The following is a 17,111-nucleotide window of genomic DNA, read 5'->3' as shown; positions in this document are numbered from 1 at the left end:
GGTTCATAATTCGAGCGGATCAGATAAATGGCAGCTATATACGATAAAACGACCCGTAGGTCGTTTTATCGTATTTAATTTATTAATTTAGCAAACATTACAGCCAAATTTTTTGTAGCTCAAGCCATTGTTTTTCAAATTGAGTACTTGGTTTAACTTTAAAGTCGCTACGTACAAACTGATTCATTTTTCCTTCAACGTAAGCAAGTAAAAAGTTTGCAAGCGTAAGCTCATCACTTTGAAAGTTTTTACCTTCACGAAGCTTTCTCTCACGAAGTACTTGTTTAAACTGAGTTTCTAGTTTTTCAAAAAAACTTTGTACACGCTCACGTAATCGCTCTTGTTCACCTTGCAGAGCATCGCCAGTTAGAATACGTGTAATACCTGGGTTTTTTTCAGCAAATGTGAGTAGCAGCAATAAAATATTATATATACGTGCTTGGCTTTCTTTTTCGTTTTCTAAAATAAGGTTAATGCGCGATAAAAGAGTATCTTCAATAAACTCAATTAAGCCCTCAAACATACGTGCTTTGCTCGGAAAGTGGCGATATAGCGCAGCTTCAGATACACCTACCTCAGCAGCTAGCTTAGCTGTAGTGATTCGTTGCCCAGGGCTGGTTTCTAGCATTTGTGCGAGTGCTTGCAGTATTTGCTCTTTGCGATTACTTCTTTTTGTCGCAGGCATGAACATTCCTTTTTATTAGTTATTCTTAGTGGCGCAGTTAAGAACCCTAGTCATTTTTTGTTCAAATGAATGGCGTATGTTAATGTTTTATTCAGTTTGTTTCCAGCCTTTTTATAGATGTTTGGCCAGCTGTTCGATCACCTTGCGAGCTATTTCTGTTTTACTTGTTGGTGGTAATTCTAGTTGTTCATTATGCCAGTACAGTGTTAAAGCATTATGATCGGAATTAAACCCTAAGCCACTTTTTGACACGTCATTAGCGCAAATCATATCTAGGTTTTTGTTTTTTAGTTTACCTTTAGCGTAGTTTTCTACGTTTTGTGTTTCAGCGGCAAACCCTACTGTATAAGGGCGGTTTTGCTTAAGATTAGCAACAGCAGCAATTACGTCAGGGTTTTTAGTTAAAGTCAGTGTGAGTTCGTCGCCTTGCTTTTTCATTTTTTGAGTCGCAATATTTGCAGCTCGGTAATCTGCAACAGCAGCACAGCCAATAAAAGCATCTGATTGTGGCGCGTAAGCAAGTGATTCAGTTAATAACTGCTCAGCGCTTTCTATATTAATAAGATTTGCGCCAGTAGGGGCTTTTATAGTTACAGGGCCTGAAATTAAGTTAACCTTTGCGCCGAGTAATAAAGCCGCTTCTGCAAGTGCGTAGCCCATCTTCCCTGAGCTGTGATTTGATATAAAACGCACCGGATCGAGTGGCTCTCGCGTTGGACCTGCTGTTATTGTAATTGTTTTGCCAACAAGCAGTTGTGGGTGCTCTTTTGTAATACATAGCTGGACAAGTTCATGTGGCTCTAGCATGCGTCCTGCGCCAACATCGCCACAAGCTTGCTCGCCTTTGCCTGGCCCCCAAATAAGTACGTTACGTGCCTTTAGCGTTGCCAAGTTAGCCTGTGTGGCTGCGTGGGCATACATTTGTTGATTCATTGCTGGCGCAACAGCTACTTTTGCAGGTGTCGCCAGTAGCAGCGTAGTTAGTAAATCATCAGCAATACCAGCGGCCATTTTGGCGATAATATTACACGTTGCAGGAGCAACTAAAATTAGATCAGCCCATTTTGCAAATTCAATATGGCCCATTGCAGCTTCGGCTGAAGGGTCTAATAATGAATCTGAGACAATTTCGCCGCTTACAGCTTGCATAGTCAATGGTGTAATAAAGTGCTTAGCGGATTCAGTCATGACTACTTTTACTTCACAACCAGAATCTTTTAATCGCCTTACTAGCTCAGCGCATTTATAAGCCGCAATACCACCGCTAATGCCAAGTACAATTTTTTTGTTCGTTAAAGTGATCATGGTTGTTTATCAGTCTTATTTAATATTGTGTCTAAAATAACAAATCTTTGCTTATTGAGCTAAGTTTTAATACTAAAATAACGGGCAAAATTTGAATTTTGCATTACATTTATAGAACACTTTTGCTCCTCAAGGATGAATAATGCAACTCACTGCACTACCTAATTCGCTTCGCCCTCGTGAAAAGCTCATTGAAAAAGGGGCCAAAGCATTAAGTGATGCAGAGCTTCTAGCTATATTTTTACGTACTGGGTTACCGGGTATGAATGTTATTGAGCTGGCTCAACATTTATTGAATGAAAATAAAACACTGCATAATTTATTTAACGCCAGTATTGAAGAGTTTTGCTCTCAAAAGGGGTTAGGAACTGCTAAGTATGTGCAGCTACAAGCTGTACTTGAGTTAAGTCAACGTTACATGCAGGAACGTTGCCAACGAGACGCCGTATTTAATTCGCCAAATTCAGTCTACGATTACCTGACAATTCAAATGCGTGGTTTGCAGCAAGAAGTGTTTATGGTGTTATATCTCGATAGTCAAAATCGTTTAGTTAAAGACGAAATACTTTTTTATGGCACAATTAATTCTGCCAGTGTTTATCCGCGTGAAGTGGTAAAGGCTGCGCTAAAGAATAATGCGGCTGCTGTTATTTTTGCCCATAATCACCCAAGTGGCATTGCAGAGCCAAGCCAAGCAGATAAACTCATCACTAATAAATTACAACAAGCGTTGCAATTGGTCAACATAAGTGTGCTCGATCACATCATTGTTGGCGGTGAAACTTGTGTTTCGTTTGCTGAGCGAGGCCTAATTTAGCTCCTTAGATAGATAAATGTGCTAAAAATGAGCTGTTTAATACGTTTTGGCAAATTAGTTTAATTTAAATGCAGTTTTTACTTTCCCTAAGGGCATTCGATCTTTATAATTGGCCGCTATCAAATTTACATATGAGCTGGTTGGATAGATCAGTATTTGATCTTTGCCTGTAAAAGCTGTATAAAGAGCGCCCTTCGATTTATCTCTAGGGCAGAAATACACGGCCTTAGATTAAATTAAGCTCGAGCGAAGTTATTGGAGATATATAGACATGTCTAAAGTATGTCAAGTTACAGGTAAGCGTCCAGCGGTTGGTAATCACCGTTCACACGCGAGAAACGCGACTAGACGTCGTTTCCTACCTAACCTACAAACACACCGTTTTTGGGTTGAAAGTGAAAAACGTTTTGTAACATTACGCACTACTACTAAAGGTATGCGTATTATCGATAAAAAAGGCATCGACACGGTTCTTACAGAAATCCGTGCTCGCGGCGTTAAAGTTTAAGGATCTGAATCATGCGCGATAAAATCCGTTTAGTTTCAACTGCCGGTACTGGTTTTTTCTACACTACTGACAAAAACAAACGTAACATGCCTGAGAAGATGGAAATCAAAAAGTTTGATCCAAAGATTCGTAAACATGTTCTTTTTAAAGAAGCTAAAATTAAGTAATTTTAGTTCTTCTTTTAGAATGTAAAAACCCAGCCTAGGCTGGGTTTTTTGTTTTTGTGGTTAAGTAATTTAATATTGGTTTGAATAATTAACTAACCTGAACTCTGCTTGAGATAGATTTATTATCCAGAGTTCAGGTTAATTACATAGCTTTAATTTCTTAATTATACCAATTTTCTTGGGTCTGTTGATCTTTGCGGATTAAAATTTGTTCAAACTAGGGGCTATTTAATCATGGCGCGAGATTTGTAACCTAGTGGGCTCGGTAACTGCTCCTGCGTTACTCTACAGGCTTACATCCCTGTCTCTTGATCACAACTTTTCTGTCTGCTGAATTGATATTAACAATTCGGCAGATTCGACCATTTCTGCTAATTTCAACCACCCCTTCCAGAGTGCTTTTACGCCAACTCGACCATTTCTTTTACTGTCATACCACCCTCCCAATTTCGCTAAACTATAGTATAGCCAATGGAGAGACGGTACTTTATCCGGCAACACATCCTTTTCAACCTTTGCCCATAGTAATTTCCACGTCATCTCTTTAACACAAGTTGTACATCTCACTTCTTTGTCTAATTCACTCCTTTGCGCCATATTTTGCAGCTGTAATAACCTGACAGCAATAAACGCCTTAATGATCGCAATTCGTAAAATATTATCACTGTGCTGCAAACGTAAATCTTCTACTTCGGTTCCATCTGTTTTCCATGTTTTATGAAACTCCTCTACACGCCAGCGAAGTTCATAGTATCTTACTAATTTCTGGGCATCTTCTGCTGTATTTACGGGCTCTGTCGTATATAAAATCCAACATAATGGATTTTTTTGCGTACTTTCTTTTTCCTGACAGACAATGACATTGACGCTCAATGTCGGTGATTCTTGCCCTTGTACTCGCTTAGGCTTGGCGAGTGTTATAGGTTGATAGCTCAATGTAATTCGGGCCTGACGCGCTTTTCTTCCCGCACGTTGCGCTATATTAATAGTGTAACAACACTGACCCTGCGCTGTTTCTATTAACTGATTGAGATTGCATTGAGGCTCTATTAATTTTCTATTTTCTTTTGCACTGACTAAAAATCGATGCCCTTCATCTTTTTGGTAAGTCATGTACTCATAAATGTCAGCTTCTCTGTCGCAGATGTTAAGTATATTTGATAATTCACCTGTACGTTTTTTTATATCCATTAATGTTTGTTGCCAGCGATAGCTTTCTTTCTCTTCGTAAGGGCGTTGCTGTTGTTGATCTTTAGTCCCTTTAACCTTTGATTTCCTAAACCAATAGGACTGGTCGAGTAAACCAATAACGTGCTCCGTATCTGCATCAATTGCTAAAGTTGAATGCGCATATAGCGTTCTTGTTTTTGATGGTTTTCCTAATGTATTTGCACAGTTCACATCGCCTAATTCTTTGCAAACACTGTGTTTAAATGTCAATCCTGTCGTATCTTGGATAGCGAGAACCAAAGGCAACTGCTTTACCGCTTCACTCGTTTGTGAGAATCCTGAATCGGCAATCGCTTGAGGGGATATTTTCTCATTTCTAATGAAACGATAAGCGGCTTCAATTTTTGCGGGTGTATCAGAAGCCTTAACAATTGAGCTGTCTGCATTCTCAGCCATATCGCTTGCTAGTAGAGCTAATCGTCGGGTGCGTCTCGGATCTCCTAAATTAGCATTACCAAAAATTAATTGAGCCCATTCTTCAGAAGTGTTTGTGTGCATATGATAAATCTATGAGTGATGATGATCGATTAGATCACAGACTTAACGATATTCAAAGACTTGTGTATAAGAGACAGGCTTACATCCATGTAAGAATAAGTAAAAACCGAGCAAAGCTTAAGCGTCCTGCTCACGCCCCTTACCTACATCCATGCAGGCAACAAAGAATAAATAGCCCCTAGGAAGAACCCTTTGGGCAGCGCCTGTTTGGCATTAATGCTACGTTATCGCCCATTTATGGGGAATAACCACACTGCATAGGCTCTGCCTTGCTCAAATACCAAACAGGCTACTGCAAATTTAACCTTGAAAGAACAACATACCCTAATTAAGTGATCTACTTTGAGGTGAGAAAACCGTGTTGATAACAAGGCAAAAATTTCATTATTTAGTTGTCCTATATCAGAAATTTTTAACACAGTTAGCGTCAGATTTAATCCTCCAAATTGATTAAGTATTATTGCGGGTTGGTATTGCTCACCGTATTAAAAATGATTCATAGTCGAGTGTATGGATGTAGGAGATAAAGTAAGGCACGAAGCAATTAGTGATAACAACTATATGTCATACTTCACCTTGTTATTGCGCAATTATCTTATCGTTAAATAAACCCATATAAGCAGATTGGCATAATCCGAGTTGCTATAAATTGTTTTTAAATAAAAAAAGGCCAAGCTTTTCAGCTTGACCTTTGCTCTCAGGGAGTTGTTTCAATAAATTATGGCTGATATTGTCCGGTAAGAGTTAAGCCAGAGAATGTGCTGTAAGCGTTAACGCTTAAATGCCATGTTCCTGCTTGTGGGCTTGAGAATGTACATGTTTCAGCGTTACCATTTTTATATGGACGGCAGTCGTAACTTGATGCTGTTGGTTGGCTACCAAATTTAACAAATAAGTCAGCATCGCCAGTCCCACCTGATGTTGTTACGGTAAATGTAGACATACCGGCAGGTACATCTAGGGTGTAATGTTTCCATTGACCAGCATTAGCACTTACATCACTTACTGAGCCACCACCGGCTGCAGGTGGTGTTGTTGTCGTACCGCCACTTGCTGCAGCAACAGCGGCTGCTGCATCTACAATACCAGTGCCACAGTTATTACATGAAGCTGGGAATGAACGCGTTGTCGATTTTAGAATATTTTCTATTTCATCAGGCGTAGCATTTGGTTTGGCTTGCTTAATAAGTGCTGCAACACCAGCAACATGAGGAGCTGCCATAGATGTACCTTGTGAAAAACCGTAGCTATCGCTTGAAGGTGTTGACGAACCTGTATTATAAGTTGATAGAACGCCTTCAGAGTCGTTTGCAAAACTTTGTGCGCCGCCAGGTGCTGCAACATCAATATTGCTACCGTAGTTTGAGTAATAAGCGCGACCGCCGTTGCGCCCAACCGATGCTACGTTTACTACACCGCTACAGTTACCTGGATTATAGTTTGCTGAGTTGTCGTTATCGTTACCAGCTGCAATAACCACAACGGTGCCATTGCTACGTGCTGTGTTAATCGCATTTTGCGTTGTAGAACTACATGAACCGCTGCCACCTAAACTCATGTTAATTACATCTGCAGGGTTTGAGTTTGCAGGAACGCCTGAAACACTTCCACCTGATGCCCAAATAATGCCGTCAGCAATGTCAGATGTTAAACCACCACACTTACCAAGCACACGAACAGGAACTACTTTTGCATTATAAGCAACGCCAGCAACACCTTCACCATTATTAGTGACAGCAGCAACTGTGCCAGCAACATGCGTACCATGCCAGCTAGGGGCTGTTGATCTTTCACATTGGTAGCCAAATCATTGCACATGCCAGCGCTAACATACTCTCAAACTGTAATTTCAATTTATCGTACCTTGTCGCTATAGCACGGAAGTGCTTTAGCCTTGCAAAGGCATTTTCAACTAAATGCCTATATTTATATAAGCACCAATCAATATCACCATTACCTGTTTTTGAGTTTTTCTTTCTAGGGATCACTGGGCTTGAGTTTCTCTCTCGAACCTTATTTCTAATGACTTCACTATCATAGCCTTTGTCTGCGATAACAAAATCGCCTTGGGGCAATAATTCAATCAGTTCATTTGCCACTTTACTATCATGAACATCGCCGCCTGTAATAATAAATTCAATTGGTAAGCCATAACTATCAACAGCTAAATGAATTTTACTTGTATTACCGCCACGACTTAATGCTATCGCTTGTTCTTGTTGAGACGCAGCACCTGTACTGTGTTGATGTGCTTTAACATAACTGCCATCAATGAATTCCCACTCAGTGTCACTATTGGCGGATAATGATTTGAACAACCTTATTAATATTCCTTTTTTAGACCAAAGTAGAAATCGGCGGTAAATAGTATTCCATAAACCAAAACACTCAGGGAGGTCACGCCATGGGCAACCAACACGTAAGCGATATAAAATTCCTTCCATCGTTTGTCTGTGTTCAAGCTTGTTATAAACTCTATCTTCAAGCAAAATTGATTTTAGCTTCGACCACAACTTATCAGTGAGCATTAATCGGGGCATGGTAATCTCGTAAGGTTTGTTTTTGGCGAAGTAAATTATACGAGATTACCGCTTACGCACAAAATTCAAACAAAGATCAACAGCCCCTAGAGTTTTGTGCACCGTTAGAACCACATTCATTTGCTGCAACCGCATCGCCAGGATCGCGAGCATCGCTATCACGACCACCGCCATCATTTGCTACCGACAAGTTAGAAATCATATCGTAACCAGGGAGAATATTTGCATTCAAATCAGCATGAGGGCGGTAGCCTGTATCAAGCACCGCGACCACTACGCCGCTACCTGTTGCTGTATCCCATGCTGCTGGCAAGTTTAGACCACCCGCTTGCTCGTAGTAATGCCATTGATCATCAAAGCGAGGATCATTAGGTGTCGAAAAAGGTTGCAACATTTGATCGACTTCAATGTATTCAACATTGCCAGAAGCAATAACGTCTTGCATAAACTCTTGCGCTTCGGCTGCATTTAGCTTCTTGTCTGCACGCATAACATGGTGATTATTAAGTGCCATTGCACGTACATATTTACCTTTTACCTTCCCTTTTTTAGACGAAAAGTTTTTGTAACTATTCAGCCACATTTTCAATAAATATATCAGGTAACTGATTTTTGAAGAGTAATTCAAGGGCTAGGCTTGCTGATACATGCTGTTTTCTGCAAGTCGAGAGGTAGCTTCTGATTAAACAAAACATCTCTGCACCTTGCATGCTTCTGAAGCACCCAGATATCTTTTGATGAACCTTGGTCATCCTAATATCATTCTCACCTTGGTTGTTGCTAAAAGGCACCGCTGTTTCCGTCATGAACCGTAAGACATCATCTTGATAATCTCTTAACCGCTCTAACAACGCTCTAGACTTTGTTCGTTTCAATCTGCCTCGCTGGCCTTTTACTCGGCTGTTTCTATCCGGTGGAGGGCATTTAATGTCACCTTGAGCCAATATTTGTTGATATTTCTCTATATAGTGAGCTTTTGTGTCTGCATCTAGCTCGGGGTTATCTATTTGATGTTTATTGATTTCAGTCAGTAGGGTTTGCAAATCCTTTGCCCATTGCATACCGTCTTGCTCCCATGCCCTTTCTAACTCTCGGATATGATGTGCATTACACAAGGCATGTTGGCACTGTGTATATTGATAATACGGTTTCCAGTGGTCGTGGCATAGTACCCCAGTAAAGTGAGGTAAAATATCGGCGTCATCCATCGCTATTTTCCCTCTTTTCTCATGCGGGTAAAAATACGTCCACCACGTCGTTGATGCACCATGAAGCCATCGTCGTTTACCACCTATATTAATCCCCGTTTCATCAACGTGTAAGGCTTGATAAGTCGTTTTCAGGGCTTTCTTGAGCGCGGCTTCTGCGCCGGAGGACTTTACCAAGGCCGCTGCTTGTTCATTAAAGTTAAATAAACTACCCGCACTGATTGGAATACCGAGTTGATCACAAAAATATTCTTCAATGCGGTTGTAAGGGAGTAATTGATATTGGGATAGGTAAACTGCATGGGCTTTTACACCAACCCCATATTGAATAGGACTGTTAACGTCTTCTGGAAATTCACCAATAAAACGCTTACCTTGCTCATTTTCCAGAATTTGTGCTTGGTATTCAGTGACCACTTTCCTGATATCTATATCGACAACCTGTCGTTTTTGAAAGCCAATTTCACGGTAGTGACCTTTCGGTAAAAAATCACGTTCAACTAGGATGATTTTGATCTCATCAGGCGTCTGTGTTTGGGTTAGTGTTTTACCTGCACGGCCTTTTTGACCACCCGCTGACTTGGCTGATTTCTCTTTGTTTTGTTTTTTTCGGTTGATGTCTTTTGATGGCGGGATACTGCTATTGTTACTGTTAAGTCCTAATTTACTTGCTAACATAACAACGACAACCAGAATGAGTTCAATAGACATCTTCAGCGCAGGCGTGAGAGTTTTACCTTCTTGTAATTGAGCTTTGGTTTTCTCAACGATTTCGTCGATGTTGATGCTGTTTAAATTCATTGAAGCTAGGGCTATTAGGTCATAGCCCTAGCTTGGCATACTGGCGGGATCGGTCAATAGTTAAAAAAGATCCTTTGAAAATAATTTACCATGGTGAATAGTTACAAGTTTTTAACAAAACGTTGAGCGCGTTGTTTCATATTTGATGAGTTAGCGCTCGCTGTTGAAAAAGTGGCTATTTCATTATTGTTATTTTTATATTTAATAATGAATTGGGTTTCAAAACCGCTTTGGATTTGTAGTTTTGCTGTGGTTTCAGCCATTGAAGGAGCAATTGCTTGAGCTGGATTTGCCATACTTGATGTTGCTGAAAAAAGCGTACTTACAGTTAAAGCTATAGCGCACTTTTGAAAAGTTTTTCTTGTTGTCATAATTTTTCCTAGATTTTATTAGTAATTTCGTGATTAATGCTCACGATGTAGGAACAAAGGTAAAGTATTTGTTAATAAAGTTAAAGTATTAATTTCGTTTTATGTATTTTGTTTGGTTATAACTAAGAACTTTAATGATTTTTTAATACTTTTGTCGTTGTTTTTAAGGTGTTTCGTGCTTTTTATGATTTGTTAATATTATTGGTTGTTTTTCTGGTTTGTTTTGTTGCGTTATTATTGATAATGATTGCGCGCTGTTTGTTGTTAAACTTTGCTATAATCGAAAAAAATTTTAACGAGATAAATAAATGACCCAAGTAGATGTAATAGTAATAGGTGCGGGAGCTGCAGGATTAATGTGTGCAGCGCAAGCAGGATACCGTGGCCGAAGCGTTACAGTACTTGATATGGGGAAAAAACCAGGTCGTAAAATTTTAATAAGTGGTGGTGGGCGTTGTAATTTTACAAATGAAAATGCAACCCCCGATAACTACTTATGCGCAAATGCTCATTTTGTTAAATCATGTTTAAGTCGCTATACACAGCATGACTTTATTGAGCTGGTGGACAGGCACGGATTAGCGTATCACCATAAAACACTAGGCCAGCTATTTTGCGATAACAATGCACAAGACATTGTTGATATTTTACTGACCGAATGTGAGTGGGCAGGGGTAAATATAAAGCTACGCAATGAAGTGATCAGCGTATCAAAAACCGAAACCGGCTATAGCGTTACCACAGAGCAAGAAACATTAAGCTGTGAGTCGCTAGTTGTCGCATCAGGTGGCTTAACTATGCCAAAACTAGGGGCTACACCAATAGGTTATAAAATTGCAGAGCAGTTTGGCTTAAGCGTGTTACCAACTATGGCTGCACTTGTGCCGTTTACTTTGCATCAGCATGATAAAGAGCGTTTTGAAGGGCTCTCGGGAATTAGCATTTCATGTGAAGTTTCAAGCGAAGACGGCACCGTATTTAAAGAAAATATCCTCTTTACTCACCGAGGGTTATCGGGCCCAGCAATATTGCAAATAAGCTCATTTTGGCGAGCAGGGCAGGCTGTAACTATAAACCTATTACCTGAAATTGATTTAAGGCAGCAACTTGCTGATTGGCGAGAAACGCAAGCCCAAAAGTCGTTAAAAAATAGCCTTGCGACTATTTTACCTAAACGCTTTATAGAAATACTGCACGAAAGCAAAGCGATACCAGATTGTAATATTAATCAGCTTACACATGCTCAAATAGATGAGTTAGTAAATTACATTCACGCTTGGCAAATTAAACCCAATGGCACAGAAGGCTATAGAACAGCAGAAGTAACATTGGGCGGTGTAGATACCGACGAGTTGAGCTCAAAAACCTTTGAAGCTAAAAAAGCCAAAGGCCTATACTTTATAGGCGAAGTAACCGATGTAACGGGTTGGTTAGGGGGCTACAATTTTCAGTATGCGTGGAGCTGTGGATTTGCTTGTGGGCAGTATGCATAGGTTGTGCAGAGACAATAAAATTTGTAACCTTGGGGTGATCGCTTCACCCCTTAACCTTGGTGAAATGTGCGACTTAAATTATGGCGAGTGCTTGAAAGGCTTATAAATAGTGAATTATAGAGCTATATTAACTTGTCATAGTTTAAGTGATAAAGTGCGTTTATATTTGAATAAAAAGCATACATTTAAGTCATACTTTTTATTCAAATTTAGGGGAATACTTACAAGTATACAAATGATTGTGGAGCATGCAAAACATTAAAGTCTTTAAGGTATTTAGGTTTTGAATATCGCTTCGCTTTTATGGTGATAAATGTTTTGGCGCAGTGGTAACGCGTTATGGCTACGAAAGTAGCGGTGATACTGGGCGAATTAAAGTGCTTAGTGCAAACCACCCAACACCAGACGATAACAGCTTAGCTGCTGGCAAAGAGTTATTGGAGCTTGTAAGAAATAATCCGGCTGATATTCCTATTTTGTTTATTATTTCGGGGGGCGGTTCGTCGTTGATGTGCCTACCTGTTGATGATGTGCCTTTTTCACAAAAGCAAAAGCTTAATCAGTTTTTACTTAGAAGTGGTGCAAGCGTTGATGAAATAAATGTAGTACGTAAGCAGTTGTCACTTGTTAAAGGCGGTAAGTTAGCGCAGGCCGCTAAGTCGAATTACGTTACGCTCATTATTTCAGATGTAGTAGGGGACAAACCAAGTGATATAGCATCAGGCCCTACCATTAGCGATGGCAGTACTAAAGCCGCTGCACTGGCTATTTTACAAAAGTACAATTGGCCAGTAATGGCAGAGGTTGAAGCGCATTTATTAAAACCAGAGCAAGAACGAGTTGCTGATACTGTGGGTGAGTACTTTATTATTGCAAATGCGCAGCATGCTATTGATAGCGCTATAAGTGTTGCACAGCACGAAGGCTGGGAGACCCAGGTACTAGGGTATGATATTCAAGGCGAGGCTAAAGAAGTTGCAAAGCAACATGCGGCTATTGCTCTTGAGCAAAAAGCCCAAGGCAAGCGCGTTATGCTGTTCTCTGGTGGCGAGCTTACAGTAACTGTTGCTGATGTTTATGGCGATGGCGGGCCCAATCAAGAATACTTAATGGCGTTGGCTGAGGTACTTAATGGCGAAGCGGGTATTTACGCACTTGCTTGTGATACCGATGGTGTTGATGGTAGTAAAGATGTAGCGGGTGCGTATATAAATAGCAGTACGATTGCTCGCGCACAAGATGCAGGCGAAAACTTACACGCACAATTAGAAGGTCATAATAGCCATCAGTTTTTTAAAGCCATTGATGATTTAATTATTACTGGGCCAACTAACACAAATGTGAATGATTTTAGAGTGATAGTGATTGAGTAGGCGCAGTTTGCCCACTTGTTCTTTATAATGGTTTCACGTAATCTTGTGCTCCAATTTTGTTAGGGTTAATACCTATGTTTTCGTTAAACAACAGTAACTTATTACGCTCTGGTTTTGAGCTTGGAAAAGGCGAAAAACTATTTCAAGATATTGAGCGCGATATTATAAAAGTGGTGTTTTGGGAAAAGTGCGTAACTCAAAGTCATATTGTGAGCGCAACTCGTATTCCACAGCAAACTGTGTCGCGTTTACTTAAGTCGTTAACCCAACACGGTGTAATTGTACAAACTGATACGCTAATTCCTAATAAAAAAGGTAAGCCTGGGTTTGGCATTGCCCTTAATCCCGATTACGGATTTACCTTTGGCTTAGCTATTTTGCTTGATGCTATTTCGCTTGCTGTAATGGATTTTACGGGAAAGGTGGTTTACACCCATATGCAGCTAATGTCGGATATGAGCATTAATAATGTGCTTAAATGTGCACAAAAGCTGGTAGAAGATATAAGCGCTGAGCGTGACATTCCAAGTAAAAAAGTACTGGGAATGGGCGTGGGTATCTCTGGCTTTTTTAGCTCAATGGATGGGAAAATGAATACCCACCATATGCTAGAAGAGTGGTCGCAGGTTGATATTATCGATATTGTGTCGCAGCATTTTCAACTCCCTACTTGGGTTGTTAACGATGCTACAGGTGCAGCCGCAGGTGAGGGTGTTGCTGGTATTGGACGCGAGTATAAAAACTTTGTTTATATGTTTGTGTCGGCCGCATTTGGTGGCGGTATTGTAAATAATGGTGACGTACTGCGCGGTACATACGGAAACGCAGGTGAGCTTGGCGACATGCTACCGCCTAAATTATATGCCCACCCTAATCTTGAATTACTAAAACGTATTTTGAAAAAAAATGGCGTAGCGGTTACTTCTATTTACGACCTGCATGACAACTTTGACCCCGATTGGCCTGGCGTTGAAGAGTGGCTGTTTAAAGTTCAAGACTCATTTGATTTAGTGGCAACCTGTTGCTCGGCATTATTAGATGCTGAAGCGATTATTATTGGTGGCCATATTCCAAAAGAGTTGGCTGAAAAAGTTATTGCACGCACGGAGGTCTATGCACAATTTAGACGTGGCGCTAAACGTCCTATGCCAAAGCTGGTGGTTTCTAATATTGATAATTTTCCGGTATCAATTGGCGCAGCCACATTGCCATTTAGAGAGTTGTGTTTGTAGCTTAATACCAATCCGCAATAATACTTAATCATTTTGCGGGGCTAAACGTGTCACTACCTGCGTTAAAAAATTCTCATTTAGAACAACTAAATATCGAATTTTTTGCCTAGCTATCAACACGTTTTTCCAGCCTCAAAATAGCTTATTTAATTAAGCGAATTGGTATAAGAAATACACATTTTAAAAACAAAAAAGCCGATATTGCTTTATGCAATATCGGCTTTTTTAGTGCTATTTGTTAAAGCTATTAGGCTTTTGAAAACGCATCTTGCAGTGGTGGAACTACTTGCTTTTTACGGCTCAGTACACCATCTAACCATACTTTATCATTCTCTGGTTTTACACCGTAAGCCTGCTCAACTAAGTTTGCATCGTCAGATACAATTAGCATTTCTGAGCCTTCTTTCATTATATCGGTAAGCAGTAAAAATACAGAGTGGCGGTTGCCCTCTACTTTTAACTTAGCAATATCGGCTGCAAGGTCTGCTTTAATATCGTCAAAAACAGCAAGGTCGATTACTTCTAGTTGGCCAATGCTTACTAGGTTACCGTTCATGTTGAAATCTTTAAAGTCACGCATTACTAAATCGCGCGCTGGTGTGTTTTCTACCGCAGATTTAACGCGGAACATATCCATACCAAGTTCTTTAAAGTCTTCTATACCTGCAATTTCTGCAAGCGCTTCAACACATTTAATATCGGCAGTGGTACATGTTGGTGATTTAAATATGACAGTGTCGCTTAAAATTGCGCACAGCATAATACCAGCGATGTCTTTAGGGATTTCTACACTGTAAAAATCGTACATCATTTTAATAATGGTGTTCGAACAGCCAACAGGACGAATCCAACATTCAAGCGGAGTCGATGATGTTAAGTCACCTAGTTTATGGTGATCTACCACACCAACAACGCGAGCTTGGTCGATATCATCGGGTGCTTGTGTTTTTTCTGTGTGATCCACAATGTAAACGTCTTCGCCAGCGTAGCTTAATTTTAGCTCTGGTGCTTCGAAGCCAAATTTATCAAGGATAAATTGAGTTTCTGGTGAAATTTCACCAAGACGTGTTGGAATTGCTGGCTCATCGATTTGGTTTTTTAAATAAGCCAGTGCAATTGCACCACAAATAGAATCTGAATCTGGGATTTTATGGCCCACTACATACATAGACATTGACGGAACTCCTTTAAATTTGCCGATATTCTAACAAAGTCTGCACGGTTTAACATATAGACAGTGCAATTAAGTTTTAGTTACACTTTAAAATCTTGAATTAAATAGGAAGTGTGCACATGCAACTTGGTCGCAAAGGTTGGAACAACGTTATTATTTTTTCAATGTTGATTATGATCTTCTTTTTAAATGGCTGGCATAAGCAACTTTTTAATTCAGCTGATGAGCCTTCGGTACAGCCTGTATTACCAATTCAAAGCTTTGTATTGACGCTTACATTTGTTGATCAAAAAATTGAGCGTATTGGAACTAGTTGGCGTACAACAATGTTACAAAAAGATGCGCCATTTATCTGGCAAGCTTCTGAGCAACAACTTAGTGATTTAATTAACCAATGGCAAAGCGCGCAGTTAATGGGTGTTAACGAATCTGTTGTTTTTAATCCTAATGCGCCTTTATATGTTGCTACTTTTGAATTAGCTGGTGAGAGTTTACCTTGGATTTATTTGCTTTATAGAGGCGATGGGCAATATTACTTACTCGAAAAGAGTAGCCAACGAATACTCGCACTCGATTTAAAAACTGCACAGCAGTTATTTCCTAGTTTTGATTTTTCACAAAGTGAGTCTAATTAATGCCTGAATTACCAGAGGTAGAAGTGAGCCGAATGGGCATCACTCCCCACGTACAAAACCAAGTTGTCACAAAGGTAAATATTTACAATGCCAGTATGCGCTGGCCAGTGCCAGATGACGTGTATCAACTTGAAGGGCTAATTGTTACAAGTATTGAACGACGAGCTAAATATTTACTATTACATTGTGAGCTAGGCAGCACTATTTTACATTTGGGTATGTCAGGTAATTTACGTGTTGTAGATAAAAGTGAGCCGCTTAAAAAGCATGACCATGTAGAGTTTATTTTTGGTAACGGTAAAGCACTGCGCTTAAACGATCCTCGTCGCTTTGGTTGTTGCTTATGGCAAGAGCCAGGGCAAGTACATAAGTTACTCTCTAAGCTTGGTCCTGAGCCGCTTACCGATGATTTTTTTGCTAAACGTGTGTATGAACAATCGCGCAATAAAAAAGTACCCGTAAAGCAGTTTATTATGGATAACGCAGTGGTGGTTGGTGTTGGTAATATTTACGCGAATGAATCGTTATTTAAAGCGGGTATACATCCAAAGCGAGAAGCGGGAAAAGTTTCACAAAAGCGCTATCAAGCACTTATTCCAATTATAAAAGACACGCTTGCTGCGGCTATTATGCAAGGTGGTACTACGCTTAAGGACTTTGCACAAAGCGATGGTAAACCAGGGTATTTTGCACAAGAATTATTAGTATATGGGCGTAAAGGCAAGCCATGTATGACATGTGAAAGCGAACTGCAAGAAATACGGCTAGGGCAGCGCAGCACCGTTTTTTGCAGCCATTGCCAAAAGTAATAACACCAGCCTTCTTAATGAAGCGCATTGGCATAAGTAACCTGAACTCTGGATAATAAATCTATCTCGAGCAGCTATTTTAAGCGCTAACTGCGTTGAATTTATTTGCAATAGGTCAGCTATTGACGCGTAAATTCGCCTTGTTTTCACTAAAAATCTCTGGCTAGAGAAAATAAATTTAAATATCACTATGATTCAATACGTTAGTAAACTTATTAACCAGAGCTCTGGTTAAGTACTTTATTTAAGTAAACAAAAACCCCGT

General features: G+C 39.9%; 13 protein-coding genes and 4 pseudogenes. 8 read left to right on the top strand and 9 right to left on the bottom strand.

Going from position 1 to position 17,111, the window contains the following annotated elements; genetic code table 11:
* Nucleotides 1-97 precede the first annotated feature (97 nt).
* Together slmA and coaBC are read right to left on the bottom strand one after the other, a co-directional pair.
* Entirely contained in the window at nt 98-685 is a 588-nt protein-coding gene (gene slmA, locus AC0VZ4_RS17490; RefSeq protein WP_007378613.1) for a nucleoid occlusion factor SlmA, read from the bottom strand.
* Nucleotides 686-796: 111 nt separating this feature from the next.
* Nucleotides 797-1,990, bottom strand: a complete 1,194-nt coding sequence (gene coaBC, locus AC0VZ4_RS17485) for a bifunctional phosphopantothenoylcysteine decarboxylase/phosphopantothenate--cysteine ligase CoaBC (protein WP_008138084.1) — start codon at nt 1,988-1,990, stop codon at nt 797-799.
* A 142-nt stretch (nt 1,991-2,132) separates the two neighbouring features.
* Between coaBC and radC the strand changes: the two genes are divergently transcribed.
* The 3 genes from radC (at nt 2,133) to rpmG (ending at nt 3,482) form a co-directional block, all read left to right on the top strand.
* The gene (gene radC / locus AC0VZ4_RS17480; protein WP_475440284.1) at nt 2,133-2,807 is read left to right on the top strand and encodes a RadC family protein; all 675 of its coding nucleotides are present in this window, start codon (nt 2,133-2,135) and stop codon (nt 2,805-2,807) included.
* A 271-nt stretch (nt 2,808-3,078) separates the two neighbouring features.
* Nucleotides 3,079-3,315, top strand: coding sequence for a 50S ribosomal protein L28 (gene rpmB, locus AC0VZ4_RS17475; RefSeq protein WP_004335549.1), 237 nt, complete (start codon nt 3,079-3,081; stop codon nt 3,313-3,315).
* An 11-nt stretch (nt 3,316-3,326) separates the two neighbouring features.
* Complete coding sequence (gene rpmG / locus AC0VZ4_RS17470) at nt 3,327-3,482, top strand: 50S ribosomal protein L33 (RefSeq protein WP_004335545.1); 156 nt, start codon at nt 3,327-3,329, stop codon at nt 3,480-3,482.
* 312 nt (nt 3,483-3,794) lie between these two features.
* Here rpmG and AC0VZ4_RS17465 read toward each other — a convergent pair whose 3' ends face one another.
* From AC0VZ4_RS17465 to AC0VZ4_RS17440, 6 genes and pseudogenes are all read right to left on the bottom strand, one after another.
* Nucleotides 3,795-5,210 carry an IS4 family transposase gene (locus AC0VZ4_RS17465; RefSeq protein ID WP_475440283.1) on the bottom strand — a complete coding sequence of 472 codons (1,416 nt, stop codon included), beginning with the start codon at nt 5,208-5,210 and terminating at the stop codon, nt 3,795-3,797.
* 718 nt (nt 5,211-5,928) lie between these two features.
* A pseudogene (locus AC0VZ4_RS17460) lies at nt 5,929-6,984 on the bottom strand (S8 family serine peptidase); the annotation flags it as partial.
* A 16-nt stretch (nt 6,985-7,000) separates the two neighbouring features.
* Nucleotides 7,001-7,750 (bottom strand): IS5 family transposase, encoded by a 750-nt coding sequence (locus AC0VZ4_RS17455; protein ID WP_475439649.1) that lies wholly within the window; start codon nt 7,748-7,750, stop codon nt 7,001-7,003.
* An 88-nt stretch (nt 7,751-7,838) separates the two neighbouring features.
* Nucleotides 7,839-8,315, bottom strand: a pseudogene (locus AC0VZ4_RS17450) (peptidase S8); the annotation flags it as partial.
* 4 nt (nt 8,316-8,319) lie between these two features.
* Nucleotides 8,320-9,759, bottom strand: coding sequence for an IS66 family transposase (gene tnpC, locus AC0VZ4_RS17445; protein ID WP_475439674.1), 1,440 nt, complete (start codon nt 9,757-9,759; stop codon nt 8,320-8,322).
* 107 nt (nt 9,760-9,866) lie between these two features.
* Nucleotides 9,867-10,130 (bottom strand): annotated as a pseudogene (locus tag AC0VZ4_RS17440) (peptidase S8); the annotation flags it as partial.
* A 308-nt stretch (nt 10,131-10,438) separates the two neighbouring features.
* Between AC0VZ4_RS17440 and AC0VZ4_RS17435 the strand changes: the two are divergent.
* The 3 genes and pseudogenes from AC0VZ4_RS17435 to AC0VZ4_RS17425 all read left to right on the top strand — a co-directional run bounded on the left by AC0VZ4_RS17435 (nt 10,439) and on the right by AC0VZ4_RS17425 (nt 14,228).
* Entirely contained in the window at nt 10,439-11,623 is a 1,185-nt protein-coding gene (locus AC0VZ4_RS17435; RefSeq protein WP_475440282.1) for a BaiN/RdsA family NAD(P)/FAD-dependent oxidoreductase, read from the top strand.
* 296 nt (nt 11,624-11,919) lie between these two features.
* Nucleotides 11,920-12,996, top strand: a pseudogene (locus AC0VZ4_RS17430) (glycerate kinase type-2 family protein); the annotation flags it as partial.
* 74 nt (nt 12,997-13,070) lie between these two features.
* On the top strand, nt 13,071-14,228 hold the full coding sequence (locus AC0VZ4_RS17425; protein WP_342863806.1) for an ROK family transcriptional regulator: 1,158 nt from the start codon (nt 13,071-13,073) through the stop codon (nt 14,226-14,228).
* A gap of 247 nt (nt 14,229-14,475) precedes the next feature.
* Here AC0VZ4_RS17425 and AC0VZ4_RS17420 read toward each other — a convergent pair whose 3' ends face one another.
* Nucleotides 14,476-15,402 (bottom strand): manganese-dependent inorganic pyrophosphatase, encoded by a 927-nt coding sequence (locus tag AC0VZ4_RS17420; protein ID WP_475440281.1) that lies wholly within the window; start codon nt 15,400-15,402, stop codon nt 14,476-14,478.
* A 119-nt stretch (nt 15,403-15,521) separates the two neighbouring features.
* Here AC0VZ4_RS17420 and AC0VZ4_RS17415 point away from each other — a divergent pair, with 119 nt between their 5' ends.
* Nucleotides 15,522-16,037, top strand: a complete 516-nt coding sequence (locus AC0VZ4_RS17415; protein ID WP_007376558.1) for a hypothetical protein — start codon at nt 15,522-15,524, stop codon at nt 16,035-16,037.
* Nucleotides 16,037-16,846, top strand: a complete 810-nt coding sequence (mutM, locus tag AC0VZ4_RS17410) for a bifunctional DNA-formamidopyrimidine glycosylase/DNA-(apurinic or apyrimidinic site) lyase (RefSeq protein ID WP_306724226.1) — start codon at nt 16,037-16,039, stop codon at nt 16,844-16,846. Before AC0VZ4_RS17415 ends, mutM begins: the two co-directional genes overlap by 1 nt.
* Nucleotides 16,847-17,111: the final 265 nt, after the last annotated feature.

This window comes from Pseudoalteromonas sp. QJM3NY_22 (assembly GCF_056173065.1).
This window is presented reverse-complemented; position numbering and strand designations above follow the sequence as displayed.